Origin of the sequence: Streptomyces sp. NPDC000410 (assembly GCF_040300305.1) — a bacterium.
Lineage (GTDB): Bacteria > Actinomycetota > Actinomycetes > Streptomycetales > Streptomycetaceae > Streptomyces.
The window spans coordinates 1-12,152 of the sequence record NZ_JBEPDM010000054.1 but is presented as its reverse complement, the minus strand read 5'-3'; the positions used below and the strand labels follow the sequence as shown (position 1 = coordinate 12,152).

Below are 12,152 nucleotides of genomic sequence, written 5' to 3'. Positions count from 1 at the left end.
ACTCCGGGTCTGGCAACTCCCGGCCTCGCGACTCCGGGTCTCGCGACTCCGGGTCTGGTAACTCCCGCATGCGCACCTCCGCCCCCATTCTCGCCACGCCACCCCCGTCCGCTCCAGAGCCGGGAACGAGGGCGGGGGCGGGGGCGGGGGTCTTCAACGGGCGTGTGAGGTGCATGGGGAGAGACGGACGGCCCCGCCGACCGAGCGGGCCTCGGCGGGGCCGGTCGCCTGTGGACATCTCGTACGGGAGCATCCGGGACGGCGTAGCTCCGGATCCAGCGCCCCTATATCCACCCTTTCATCCCTTTTCTTCTGCCAGGAGCTTATGCGCACGGCCCCGGCTTCGCATGCCGGTTGTCAGTGGCCCCTCCTATCGTTCTCGGCATGACCCCTGCTCTCATCGGGCGCGAGCACCCCGCAGGCGTCCTCCGGGCGGAGATCGGCCGGGCGACGGACAGCCACGGGGGTCTGGTGCTGGTCACCGGCGAGGCCGGGATCGGCAAGACGACGCTGGTGACGCAAGCCGCGCACGAGGCGCGGCGGCGCGGTGCGCTGGTGCTCGGAGGGTCCTGCTGGGATTCGGACAGCGCGCCCGGGTACTGGCCGTGGGTGCAGGTCGTGCGCGCGCTGCGGCGCGCCGCGCACGAGGAGGAGTGGGCGCAGGCCGAGTCGGCGGCGGGCGGGCGGCTCGCGGTGCTGCTCGGGGAGGGGGCCGGCGGGGCGGGGGCCGGCGGTGGTTCGCCGGGCGGCGATGACGACAAGGAGCCGTTCGCGGTGTACGACGCGGTGACGACCGCGCTGGTCACCGTCTCGCAGCGGCGCCCCGTCATGGTCGTCCTCGACGATCTGCACTGGTCCGACCCGGCCTCGCTCAGGCTGCTCGAATTCGCCGCGCAGCACGCCTGGTTCGAGCGGCTGCTGCTGGTGGGGACGTACCGGGACGCCGAGGTGGAGACTCCCGACCATCCCCTGCAGCCGCTGATCCTGCCCCTGGCGGCGCGGGCGACGACGACGGTGACGCTGACGGGCCTGGAGCGGGACGAGGTGGGCGCGCTGATGGCCCTGACAGCCGGGCGCGAGCCGGAGCCGTCGCTCGTCGACGAGGTCCACCGGCGCACCGGCGGCAATCCGTTCTTCGTCGAGCAGACCGCCCGGCTGTGGCACAGCGGCAGCCCTCCCACCGCGATTCCGCCCGGGGTGCGGGAGGCGGTGCGGCGGCGGCTGATCATGCTGCCCGAGCCGGTCGGCACGCTGCTCATCACCTGCGCCGTGCTGGGGCGCGAGTTCCACCGGCAGGTGCTGGCCGCCGTGACGGGGGCGCCCGTGCCGCACGTGGACCGGCTGCTGGAGCGGGCCGTGACGGCGCGGCTGGTGACCGCGGGCGAGTCCGGCCTGTTCTCGTTCGCCCACGATCTCGTCCGGGAGACGTTGTACGACGCGCTGGACGAGGCGGACGTACGACGACGGCACGGTGCCGTCGTGCGGGCACTGGACGGCGACCCGGGGCCGTCGTCCGGCCGGATCCTCCCCGGCGACCTCGCCCGGCACGCGTATCTGGCCGGCGACGAACTGCCCGCCGAGCGCCGTATCGAACTGCTCGTGGCCGCCGGACGGGACGCCTCCAGCAGGCTGGCCGCGGAGGAGTCCGTCGGTCACTACCGGCGCGCGCTGGAGGTCGCGGAGGCGGGCGGCGCCGCTGCCGCCGCCCCCGGGCGGGACGAGGCGGAGCGGCTGCTGCTGCGGCGGGCCGCGCTGATCGCCCTCGACCTCGGCAGCGAGCTGCACCACGCGGGGGCGGATACGGAATCGTGGGCGTACCTCGACCGGGCCGCCGCGCTCGCCGACCGGCTGGGCGAGGCCGAGCTGCTCGCCCGCGTCGCGATCACGCTGCACTCGTACGGCTCGGTGGCGGACGGCGGTCGGCGGGGGCTCACCGAGGTGCGGCTGAGGGAGGCGTACCGCCGGCTGATCGGCGGCGGCGGCTCGGACCGCGACGCGCTCACCCCTGAGCAGATCGCCCAGGACCTGGCCGAGCAGTACGCGGAGCTGGCGCGGCGTGAGGAGGACGACGAGGCTCTCGCGTTCTCGCTGTGGGCCCGGCACGACGCGATCTGGGGGCTCGGTACGTCGCGGGAGCGGCTCACGCTCACCGACGAGATGGCGGCGATGGCACGGCGCACCAAGGATGTCGACATGGAGTTCCACTCCACGGCGATGCGCTGGGTCGCCCTCCTCGAACTGGGCGACCCCCGCTACCTCGACGAGCTGCGCACCTCCCAGGCCGTCGGCGAGCGGAGGAAGCTGCGGCGCTACGAGCTGGGCATGGCCGTCGACAAGTGCCTCGTCGCCGCGCTCATGGGCCGGTTCACGGAGGCCGAGGACCAGCTGGCGGGCATCGGTCTCATCGGGAACGAGTACGCCCAGTTCGCCTTCGTGGGCCTGCACGTCGAATGGGGCCTGCGGCTGCTCCAGGGGCGCCGCGATGAGGTGGCGGACGTCCTGGCGCGGCTGGACGCGTCCGGGCATCCGTACCCCGGGCTGCTGGAGGGGATCACGGCGGCCGAGCGCGGCGACCGGGCGCTCGCGCTGCGGCTGGTGGCGGAGCTGGAGGGCAGACACGAGCCGTTCCCCCGCATGTTCGCCCCGCTGTGGATGCGGCTGCGGGCGCAGGCCGCGGTGCTGTCCGGCGACAAGGACCTGATCGCGTCGGCGCGGTCCGCGTTCGAGCCGTACCGGGGCCAGTGGGTCGTGTCCCTGTTCGGCTGCGACATCAGCGGCCCCGTCGACCTGTGGCTCGGCCTGCTGGACGCGGCGGAGGGCCGCTGGGCCGAGGCGATCGAGGAGCTCGACGCGGCGGCGGCCTCCGCGGACCGTCTGCGCGCCCGGCCCTGGGCGCTGCGCGCGAGGGTGTCTCTCGCGGCGGCCCTGCGCTCACGCGGGACGGCCGCGGACCTGGCCCGCGAGGCGGCGCTCACGGCGGAGGTGGAGCGCGAGGCGAAGTCCCTGGGCCTGCCGGATACTTCGGCGAGGCAGGCTCTGGGTGCGCAGGCTCTGGGTGCGCAGGCTCCGGGTTCGTGGAACTCTGGTGCGCAGGCCTCGGCCTCGCAGGCCTCGGCCTCGCAGACCTCGGGGCCCCAGAGCCCGGGGCCCCAGAGCCCGGGGCTACAGGCCTCGGGGCCGCAAAGCCCGGGCCCCCCGACCTCAGGGCCGCAGGTCTCAGGGACACAGGTCTCAGGGGCACAGACCCCGGGCACGCCGGCCTCAGGGCCGCAGGTCTCAGGGGCACGGGTCTCAGGGGCACGGGTCTCAGGGGCACAGACCCCGGGACCGCAGGGCTCGGAGCCACAGACCTCAGGGCCGCAGGTCTCGGGCCCCCAGACCCCAGGTCCTCAGCCCGACGCTGCGGGCCGGGCCGAGTTCCGACGGGACGGGGCCGTGTGGGTTCTGGCCTTCGGAGGCCGGACCGTCCACGTCCCCGACGCCAAGGGGCTGCGCGACCTCGCCGTCCTCCTCGCCCGCCCCGGCACCGACGTTCCCGCCGCACGGCTGCTCGCCCCCGGGGCCGACCCCCAGCAGTTCGGCGGCGACCCGGTCCTCGACGAGGAGGCCAAGACCCGCTACCGCCGCCGGCTGGACCGCCTCGACGACGAGATCGACCGCGCGACCGCCTCCGGCGACGACGCCCGCGCCGCCGCCTACGACCGCGAACGCCAGGCCCTCCTCCACGAACTCCGCACCGCCGCCGGCCTCGGCGGCCGCCCCCGCCGCCTCGGCGACGAAGCCGAGCGCGCCCGTAAGACGGTCACGGCCCGCATCCGCGACACCCTGCGCCGCCTCACCCCCCTCCACCCCGAACTCGCCGCCCATCTGCGCGAGTCCGTCTCCACGGGCTCCTCCTGCGGCTACCACCCGGCCCCGCCGCAGCCCTCCTGGCGCCTCTGACCCTTACTTGCGGTTGTAGAGGCGCATCGTGAGCGCGCCGAAGACGACCACGAACACGGCCGACCAGCCCAGCGTCCAGCCGATCTCCGCCGCGGGCCAGTTGCCCGCCATCAGTTCGCGCACGGCGGTCGCGAGATGCGTGACCGGGCTGTTGTTGACGAACGCCTGGAGCCAGCCCGGCATGGTCTTCGGGTCGACGAAGACGTTGCTCAGGAAGGTCAGCGGGAAGATCACCATCATGCTGACGCCCATCACCGACTTCTCGGAGCGCAGCATCAGCCCGAACATCGTCCAGACCCACGAGAAGGAGAACGAGAAGACCATCAGCAGCGCGACGCCGAGCAGGATGCCGACCGCGCCGCCGTCCGGGCGGTAGCCGATGATGATGCCGACCGTCAGCATCACCGCCGAGGCGATGACGTAGCGGACGATGTCGCCCAGCAGATAGCCGACCATCGGCGCGGGCCGCCACATGGGCAGGCTGCGGAAGCGGTCGAAGACGCCCTTGTCGATGTCGGTGTTGATGGCCACGCCCGTGTACATCGTGATCATCACGACGCTCATCACGAGGATGCCCGGCAGCAGGAACTGGATGTACGCGTCGACCGAGCCGGCCAGAGCGCCTCCGAAGAGGTACGTGTACATCAGCACCATCATGACCGGGAAGGCCGTGACGTCGAAGAGCTGCTCCGGAACGTGCTTGATCTTCAGCATGGCCCGCCAGCCGAAGGTCAGTGACGCGGAGAGGGCGCTCGGCCGGGGCGGGCGCTCCTTGGCGACGAGCAGGGCCGCCAGGTCCTCGGCCTTCGGGGCGGTGAAGGTGAGGTCCTCGGTCTCCTTGGTGGCGACGGTGCTCATGCCAGGGTCTCCTTCCGGTCGGTCGTGCCGGTCGTGCCAGTCGGTTCGGTCAGGTCGGTCAGGTCGGTCAGGTCGGTCGGGTCGGTCGGGGTGGACCGCCGGTCGGTGAGGGCGAGGAAGACCTCGTCCAGGCTGGGCTGGCCCAGCGCGAAGTTGTCCACGGTGATGCCCGCGCCTGCCAGCTCGGACAGGGCCCGCGCGGCCTGCTCCGCCGCGTCCCGGTCCGTGCCGTGGCCGTTGACGCGGGCGGTCAGGGCGACCGGGTCGGCGTCGAGCTGGACCGCCGCGCCCAGTGCGCGGGTGAGGACGCGCTCGGCGTCGGGCCGCTGGGCCGCGTCGCGCAGGCGCACATGGACGGCGCCGGAGCCGACGGACGCCTTCAGCTCGCCCTTCGTGCCCTCGGCGATGACCCTGCCGTGGTCGATGACGGCGATCCGGGACGCCAGCTGGTCGGCCTCGTCCAGATACTGCGTGGTCAGCAGCACCGTCGTGCCCTGGGAGACGACGGCCCGCACGATGTCCCAGACCTGGTTGCGGCTGCGCGGGTCCAGGCCGGTGGTCGGCTCGTCCAGGAAGAGCAGATCCGGCGTGTTGAGGATCGACGCGGCGATGTCGATACGGCGCCGCATACCGCCCGAGTAGTTCTTCACCTGGCGGTCGGCGGCTTCGGACAGCCCGAACGCGCTCAGCAACTGGGCCGCCCGCTCGCGGGCCGCCGCCCTGGAGTGGCCGAGCAGCCGGGCGAGCAGCAGCAGGTTCTCGGTGCCGGTCAGGTCCTCGTCCACCGAGGCGTACTGCCCGGTCAGGCTGACCCGGCCGCGCACCGCGTCGGCGTCCTTCAGCACGTCCATGCCGAAGACCCGCGCCTCGCCGCCGTCCGGCCGGAGCAGGGTGGCCAGCATCTTCACCGTGGTCGTCTTGCCCGCGCCGTTCGGCCCCAGGAGGCCGTAGACGGTGCCGGCGGGCACGCGGAGATCGACGCCGTCGACGGCCCGGTTCTCACCGAACACCTTCACCAGGCCCGTCGTCTCGATGGCCAGATCTGTACTCATTCGTCGGTTCCTTCGGTCCTTCAAGCGGTAGATACGGATCTCTGGGGGCTGGGGGCTGGGGGCTGAGGGTCAGGGGGCTAGGAGATGTACGGCCGGGTCGCCCGGGCCTCCCGGAGGGCGAGGCCCCACCAGCCGAGCTGGTCGAGCATCAGGCCCACCGCCCGGTCCTGCTCTCCCTCCTCGAAGCGGTCCCTCAGGAGGTTCAGACCGACGCCGTTGCGCAAACTCACCGCATGCAGCTCGGTGAAAACCGGACGCAGCTGCTCCACGGCGTACAGTCCGCCGGAGCCATGGCCGTAGCTCACGAACGCGACCGGCTTCGTCCGCCACTCGTCGTACGCGTAGTCGATGGCCTGCTTCAGCGAAGCCGGGAAGGAGCGGTTGTACTCCGGGGTCACGAGCACGAACGCCTCGGCCCGCGCCACCTCGTCCGTGAATTTCCGCATGTGCGGGGTCGCACGGTCGGGATAGCGCGCGGGGAAGTCGAAGTCGATCAGATCGACGACCGAGAGCTCCAGGTCCTGGCGCCTGGTCGCGCGCTCCGTGAACCAGCGTGCCACCGACTCACCGACGCGTCCCTCGCGCGTACTGCCGATGATCACCGCGACGCGCAGCGGCGGCGGTATGTCCTCCTGATTGCCGTCCATGGCGTGCCTCCCTCCACCCATGAGGCGCGAGACAGCACCGCGCGGCCGCCAGATCGGATCTGGCGGCCGCGCGGGGTGGCAACGGGACCTGCCCGGCCTCTCGGCCCGGTCGGTCGGTCGGCGGGCCGTCGGTGGTCAGTCCTCGTGGGTGTAGAAGACGTAGAAGGTGACGCAGAAGGTGACGGCCGCGAGCACCAGCGCCAGCACCGTGACCGTGAGGATGCTGCGCCCGCTCAGGCTGTACAGATAGCCGACCGAGCAGCCCATCAGCACCGCGTACGCCGCCGCGCGCAGCTCCCGGGGCAGCGCCCGCTGGACCCGGCCCAGCGCGAAGCACAGGCCCGCCAGGACCACACCGGAAACGAAGCCGATCACGAGTTGCGCGCCGACCGACGCGCCTGCCTCACGGGCCATGAAGGACGTGTAGAAGCCGTAGACCACTCCGATGACGAGGGGTACCGCCACGCCGAGGGAGATATGGCGCCGCCGTGCGGGCACCGCCGCGTGTGCAGCCATGGCAGAGCTCCTTCCGCTCCAACCGCTGTCTTCACACCAGCGGACACCCGTACGGAGGACGCGGCAAGTGGATCAGGCTCCTGCGCCGCCCGCCGCCGGACGGACCGCGATCGCGTCGATCTCGAACAGCATCCCCGGCAGCGCCAGCGAGGCCACCCCGCTCAGCGTCTGCGCCGGCAGCCGCTCGCCCCACGCGCCGTGCAGCGCCTTGCCCAGCACCTCCAGCTTCTCCAGGTCGTGTTCGACGATGAACGACCCGAGGCGTACGACGTGCTCGAAGCCGAGCCCGACCGCCTCCAGCGCGGTGCGCAGATTGGCGAAGGACCGCTCGATCTGGGCGGCGAAGTCGCCGGGGACGACCTGGCCGGTCTCGTCGGAGGCGTACTGGCCCGCTATGAAGACCAGCTCGCCGGGGGCGGCGACGGCGTGGCTGTAGCCGAAGGGTGTGGGGTCGTGCAGGCCAGCCGGGTTGGTGATGGTGCGGTGGTCGTGGTCGTGGTTGAACGTCATCAGAGGTTCTTCCTTCCGCATACGAACATCAGGTGGTCAAGCACGTCGGGTGGTCAAGCACGTCGGGTGGTCAAGCACGTCGGGTGGTCAAGCACGTCGGGTGGTCAAGCACGTCGGGTGGTGAAGGCCGCCGGGCGGTGAAACACGTCATGTGGTGAAGGCCGTCAGGCGGTGAAGCACGTCGGGTGATGAGGGCGCCGTCAGGCGGTGAAGGCCGTCACGTGTTCGCGAACCAGCTGCGGATACGGTCCGGCGCGCCCGGCGCCTGGCTCTCCGCCCTCTCCCGGACCGCGTCGAGCGTCCGACCGGCGAGCTCGCGCCGCCAGGCCAGCTCCGCACGCCCCATCGCCCACGCGATCGCGCACTCGGTCGCCCCCGCGCCCGCGTCGTCGGGACTCGCGCCCGGTCCCTGCTGCCGGATCTCGGCGCAGCGGAAGGCCTCCTCAGGGCCCTCGATCGCCGCGACGACATCCATCAGCGTGATCTGGTCCAGCGGGCGGGACAGCCGGAAGCCGCCCTTCGGGCCGGAGACGGAGGAGACGATGCCCGCACGGGCGAGGGCCTGCAGCTGCTTGTTGAGATAGGCGGCGGGCAGGTCGTGGTACGCCGCCAGCCTGGCCGCCGTGACCGCCCGCTCCGGGCCGATCCAGGCCAGGTTGAGGCAGCTGTGCAGCGCCCACTCGACGCCCTCACTCATCTTCATATTCTGGATATTACATGTCCAGAATAGAAGAGGCAAGCATGGCCAGCCGGGTCAGCGCCCGCGCCAGCTCCTCCTCCGGCGGCGACGCCAGGCCGATCCGGATCGCGTCCGGCGCGGTGTGGTGCGGACCGACGGCGAAGGCCGAACCCGGAGTCACCGCGATCCCGTACCGCGTCGCCGCCGCCGCGACGAACGTCTCCGCGCGCCAGGGCGCCGGCAGCCGCCACCAGCAGAAGTACGAGCGCGGGTCGGCGGAGATGTCGAAACCCCCCGGCGCCGACGCCGACTCGGAGCCCGACCCGGCGCCCGAGCCCAACCCGGCGACCGACCCCGGAGCCGACCCTGACCCGAGACCCGACCCTGACCCGAGACCCGACCCCGACCCGCCGCCTGGCCCCGCACCCGAGCCCGACCCAGCCCCCGACCCCGACCCAGCCCCCGCCCCCAGCCGCTCCCGCACGAGCCGGTGCCGTGCCGCCGCGTCAGCCCGCTTGGCCTCGGCGACCTCCGCCACGATGCCGTCCGCCGACCAGCGCGTCGCCGCCGCCAGCGCGAAGCCGCCGGCCGTCCACGCCCCCGACCGCAGCGCCCGCGCCAGCGCGTCCCGGTGCCCGTCGGGCGGTACGAGGTACCCCACGGTCAGCCCCGGCGCGAGCCGCTTGGAGAGGCTGTCCACCAGCAGCGTCCGGTCGGGCGCGTACGCGGCGAGCGGAGCGGGGGCGTCGGGGGCCAGGAAGGCCCAGGTGGTGTCCTCGATCACGGTCAGCCCCGACTCCTCCAGCACGGCGGCCAGCCGGGCCCGCCGCCCGGCCCCCGCCGTCAGGGAGAGCGGATTGTGCAGGGTCGGCTGTACGTACACGGCCGCGAGCGGCGCCGCCCGGTGCGCGGCGGCGAGCGCGTCCGGACACATGCCCTCCGCATCGATCGCGATCGGCACCAGCTGCACGCCCAGCCGCTCGGCGACTGCCTTGACCAGCGGATACGTCAGGGCCTCGACACCGAGCCGGCCGCCCGGCGGCACCAGTGAGGAGATCGCGGCGGCGATGGCCTGCCGGCCGTTGCCCGCGAACAGCACCTGGTCGGGCGCGGGAGACCAGCCGTTCCTGGCGAGGACACCGACCGCCGCCCGCCGCGCCTCGCGCGTCCCGTCGGCCGCCGCCGGGCGGCCCGCCTCGCCGAAGACATCGGTGCGGGTCAGCGCGGCGAGCCCGCGCGCCAAGGCGGCCGACTGCCCCTCCACCACCGGGTAGTTGAGCTCCAGGTTGACCGGCGCGGACCCGGTGGCCTCGACGAGCGCGGGCCCTGGCTGCGGCGGAGCGGCCCGTACGAACGTCCCGCGCCCCACCTCGCCCACCACCAGGCCGCGCCGCACCAGTTCGCCGTACACCCGGATCGCGGTGGAGGGCGCGATCCTGCGCCGACGCGCGTACATCCGCTGGGTGGGCAGCCGGTCGCCGGGCCGCAGCCGTCCGTCAGCGATTTCGGACGCGATTTCGTCGGCGAGCCGCCGGAAATCGTCGGCCATTCATGCCCCCTCCGAGGTTGCCTTAGACATCGCTTTTCGATGTCGCTTTCGATGTCCCTCTCGACATCACTCCCGGCATCAGCTTCGACATTGCACCGAGAGCAAAGATTTTATTGCACCGAGGAGTTGGCGCGCCTAGCCTCGCTGACATGCCCTCAGCACTCATCGACACTCTGACGTTCGGCTACGACGACAAGGGCTCGGGCCCGGCCCTGGTGCTGGTCCACGGCCACCCCTTCGACCGCTCGATGTGGGCCCCGCAGCTCGCCGCCTTCTCCGCCACCCACCGGGTCGTCGCCCCCGACCTGCGCGGCTACGGCACCTCGTCCGTCGTCCCCGGCACCACCCTGCTCACCGACTTCGCGCACGACCTCGCCGCCCTCCTCGACCGCATCGGCGTCGGCCGTTTCGTCCTCGGCGGCCTGTCCATGGGCGGCCAGATCGCGATGGAGTGCTACCGCCTCTTCCCCGAGCGCATCACCGGACTCGTCCTCGCGGACACCTTCCCGGCCGCCGAGACCGACGAGGGCAAGGACCTCCGCAACGCCATGGCGGACCGGCTCCTCGCCGAGGGAATGCGGGGGTACGCCGACGAGGTGCGGGACAAGATGGTGGCGCCGTACAACACCGAGGCCTCCGGGACGGTGCACCGGATGATGCTCGCCGCCCCGCCCGAGGGCGCGGCCGCCGCCCTGCGCGGCCGGGCCGAGCGCCCCGACTACCGCGATCTGCTGACCCGGGTCACGGTTCCGGCGCTGGTGGTCGTGGGGCGCGACGACGCGTACACGCCGGTGGCGGACGCGGAGGCGATGCACGCCGCGCTTCCCGACTCGACCCTGTGCGTCATCGAGGGCGCGGCCCATATGCCGAACCTGGAGCGGCCGGCGGAATTCGACGCGGCGCTGCGGGCGTACCTCGAACGGCTCAATTGAAATATCGCCGCTGCCCCATTCGGCGCACGCTTTCCGCATGAGCCAGAACACCCAGAACACAGCGCATTCCCCACGGCACGGCGACAGCACCGCCACCTGGTCCGGCGGTGGCACGCTCTTCGCCGGAGTCCTGATGCTGGTCACCGGCGTGCTGGGCATCGTCGAGGGAATCGTCGGCCTCGCCGAGAACGACGTCTACGCCCGCCTCGGCAGGTACGTCTTCTCCTTCGACCTCACCACCTGGGGCTGGATCCATCTGATCCTCGGAATCATCCTCGCCGTCACCGGCTGGGGAATCCTCTCGGACGCGCAATGGGCGCGGGTCACGGGTATCGCGCTGGCAGCGCTCAATATCGTCCTCCAGTTCCTCTTCCTGCCGTACCAGCCGGTGTGGGCGGTGTTCTCGATGGCCATCTCGGTCTTCGTGATCTGGGCGCTGTCGACGGACAGAACCATGTCGGCGGTCTGACCCTGCGGGATAGCGTCCCCGCATGACCACACCCCCGGACGCCCCCGTACTCCTCATGCCCCTGCCGCGCTCCAGCACGGCCGAACTCCTCGGCCGGGCCGCATCGTGGCGGGGGTTCGAGGTGTCCGGGACGCCCGAGCGGCTGGGCGGGCGGGACGTCCACTGGTACGGCGGCCCGCTCGCCGCCGACCGGCTCGGGGCCGACCGGCCCTGCGTCGACGAGCGGCGCGGCCGACCAGGACCCGGACCCGGACCCGGGCTCGGACTCGGGCTCGGACTCGGACTCGGACTCGGACTGCTGGAGCCGACCGACGACTGGCTGACCTCACTCCCGTACGCCCTCACGCACCGCCGCATCCGGCTGACCACGCTCGCCGACGCCTGGTCACTGAGCTCGCCCGCGTTCGTCAAGCCGCCGTCCGACAAGTCCGTCCCGGCCGCCGTGTACCCGGACGGCTCCCACCTGCCGCGCACGGGCGAGCGGATCGGGCCCGCGACGCCCGTGCTCGTCTGCGAGGTGGTGGAGTTCGCCGCCGAGTACCGGCTGTTCGTGCTCGACGGGGACGTCGTCACCGGCAGCCGGTACGCGGTGTACGGGCGCGTCGACCCCGCGCCGCTCGACACGGAGGCGCGGGCCTTCGCCCGCGACGTGCTCGCCGCGACCCGCGGGACGCTGCCGAGCGGTGTCAGCGTCGACATCGGACGGCTCAGCGACGGGCGGTGGGCCGTTGTCGAGGCCAACATGCCGTGGTTCGCCCAGAGTTACGCCGCCGAACCGGACGGGGTGCTGGACGTCGTCATCCGCGCGGCGGGACCGCGACACCGGGTCGCGAAGGGGGACGTCCGCTATCTGCGACGGCCGCACACCCCCTAGGCCGGGCGGGGTAACCAGGCAAAAGGGATCTAGTGACCTGGTTCGGAGATCCTGTCGCAGTAGCGGCAGATCCGGTCGAGGATCTGGTCGGCGGTCTTGGTCCACTTGAAGGGCCGGGCCTCGT

11 protein-coding genes are annotated in these 12,152 nt (G+C 72.6%); 4 read left to right on the top strand and 7 right to left on the bottom strand.

Features of this window, described 5'->3' with window-relative positions:
- The first annotated feature begins 384 nt into the window (after positions 1–384).
- The gene (locus tag ABT342_RS32485; protein WP_351581769.1) at positions 385–3,942 is read left to right on the top strand and encodes an AAA family ATPase; all 3,558 of its coding nucleotides are present in this window, start codon (positions 385–387) and stop codon (positions 3,940–3,942) included.
- 3 nt (positions 3,943–3,945) lie between these two features.
- Here the strand turns inward: ABT342_RS32485 and ABT342_RS32480 are convergent, their stop codons facing one another.
- From ABT342_RS32480 to ABT342_RS32450, 7 genes are all read right to left on the bottom strand, one after another.
- Positions 3,946–4,800 (bottom strand): ABC transporter permease, encoded by an 855-nt coding sequence (locus ABT342_RS32480; RefSeq protein ID WP_351581767.1) that lies wholly within the window; start codon positions 4,798–4,800, stop codon positions 3,946–3,948.
- On the bottom strand, positions 4,797–5,852 hold the full coding sequence (locus tag ABT342_RS32475; RefSeq protein ID WP_351581765.1) for an ATP-binding cassette domain-containing protein: 1,056 nt from the start codon (positions 5,850–5,852) through the stop codon (positions 4,797–4,799). The genes ABT342_RS32480 and ABT342_RS32475 overlap by 4 nt, the downstream gene beginning before the upstream one ends.
- Positions 5,853–5,929: 77 nt before the next feature.
- Positions 5,930–6,499, bottom strand: a complete 570-nt coding sequence (locus ABT342_RS32470; RefSeq protein ID WP_351581763.1) for an NADPH-dependent FMN reductase — start codon at positions 6,497–6,499, stop codon at positions 5,930–5,932.
- A gap of 135 nt (positions 6,500–6,634) precedes the next feature.
- Positions 6,635–7,015, bottom strand: a complete 381-nt coding sequence (locus ABT342_RS32465) for a hypothetical protein (protein ID WP_351581761.1) — start codon at positions 7,013–7,015, stop codon at positions 6,635–6,637.
- Positions 7,016–7,087: 72 nt separating this feature from the next.
- Positions 7,088–7,525, bottom strand: coding sequence for a RidA family protein (locus ABT342_RS32460; RefSeq protein WP_351581759.1), 438 nt, complete (start codon positions 7,523–7,525; stop codon positions 7,088–7,090).
- Positions 7,526–7,742: 217 nt separating this feature from the next.
- Positions 7,743–8,222 carry an RrF2 family transcriptional regulator gene (locus ABT342_RS32455; protein ID WP_351581809.1) on the bottom strand — a complete coding sequence of 160 codons (480 nt, stop codon included), beginning with the start codon at positions 8,220–8,222 and terminating at the stop codon, positions 7,743–7,745.
- Positions 8,223–8,238: 16 nt separating this feature from the next.
- Positions 8,239–9,753 (bottom strand): aminotransferase-like domain-containing protein, encoded by a 1,515-nt coding sequence (locus ABT342_RS32450; RefSeq protein WP_351581757.1) that lies wholly within the window; start codon positions 9,751–9,753, stop codon positions 8,239–8,241.
- A 149-nt stretch (positions 9,754–9,902) separates the two neighbouring features.
- On the opposite strand from ABT342_RS32450, the gene ABT342_RS32445 reads away from it, so the two are divergent.
- Genes ABT342_RS32445 through ABT342_RS32435 form a run of 3 tightly spaced genes read left to right on the top strand, consistent with a single transcriptional unit; the run spans position 9,903 to position 12,028 of the window.
- Positions 9,903–10,685 carry an alpha/beta fold hydrolase gene (locus ABT342_RS32445; RefSeq protein ID WP_351581755.1) on the top strand — a complete coding sequence of 261 codons (783 nt, stop codon included), beginning with the start codon at positions 9,903–9,905 and terminating at the stop codon, positions 10,683–10,685.
- Positions 10,686–10,722: 37 nt separating this feature from the next.
- A complete protein-coding gene (locus tag ABT342_RS32440) occupies positions 10,723–11,154 on the top strand; it encodes a DUF7144 family membrane protein (protein WP_351581753.1) in 432 nt (143 codons plus the stop codon).
- Positions 11,155–11,176: 22 nt separating this feature from the next.
- Positions 11,177–12,028, top strand: a complete 852-nt coding sequence (locus ABT342_RS32435) for an ATP-grasp domain-containing protein (RefSeq protein ID WP_351581751.1) — start codon at positions 11,177–11,179, stop codon at positions 12,026–12,028.
- Positions 12,029–12,152 lie beyond the last annotated feature (124 nt).

Bases quoted from the DNA above. Each gene is read 5' to 3' on its own strand.
- ABT342_RS32435 (WP_351581751.1), top strand. From the start codon at position 11,177: ATGACCACACCCCCGGACGCCCCCGTACTCCTCATGCCCCTGCCGCGC.
- ABT342_RS32465 (WP_351581761.1), bottom strand. From the start codon at position 7,015: ATGGCTGCACACGCGGCGGTGCCCGCACGGCGGCGCCATATCTCCCTC.
- ABT342_RS32470 (WP_351581763.1), bottom strand. From the start codon at position 6,499: ATGGACGGCAATCAGGAGGACATACCGCCGCCGCTGCGCGTCGCGGTG.
- ABT342_RS32485 (WP_351581769.1), top strand. From the start codon at position 385: ATGACCCCTGCTCTCATCGGGCGCGAGCACCCCGCAGGCGTCCTCCGG.
- ABT342_RS32450 (WP_351581757.1), bottom strand. From the start codon at position 9,753: ATGGCCGACGATTTCCGGCGGCTCGCCGACGAAATCGCGTCCGAAATC.
- ABT342_RS32475 (WP_351581765.1), bottom strand. From the start codon at position 5,852: ATGAGTACAGATCTGGCCATCGAGACGACGGGCCTGGTGAAGGTGTTC.
- ABT342_RS32480 (WP_351581767.1), bottom strand. From the start codon at position 4,800: ATGAGCACCGTCGCCACCAAGGAGACCGAGGACCTCACCTTCACCGCC.
- ABT342_RS32445 (WP_351581755.1), top strand. From the start codon at position 9,903: ATGCCCTCAGCACTCATCGACACTCTGACGTTCGGCTACGACGACAAG.
- ABT342_RS32455 (WP_351581809.1), bottom strand. From the start codon at position 8,222: ATGAGTGAGGGCGTCGAGTGGGCGCTGCACAGCTGCCTCAACCTGGCC.
- ABT342_RS32460 (WP_351581759.1), bottom strand. From the start codon at position 7,525: ATGACGTTCAACCACGACCACGACCACCGCACCATCACCAACCCGGCT.
- ABT342_RS32440 (WP_351581753.1), top strand. From the start codon at position 10,723: ATGAGCCAGAACACCCAGAACACAGCGCATTCCCCACGGCACGGCGAC.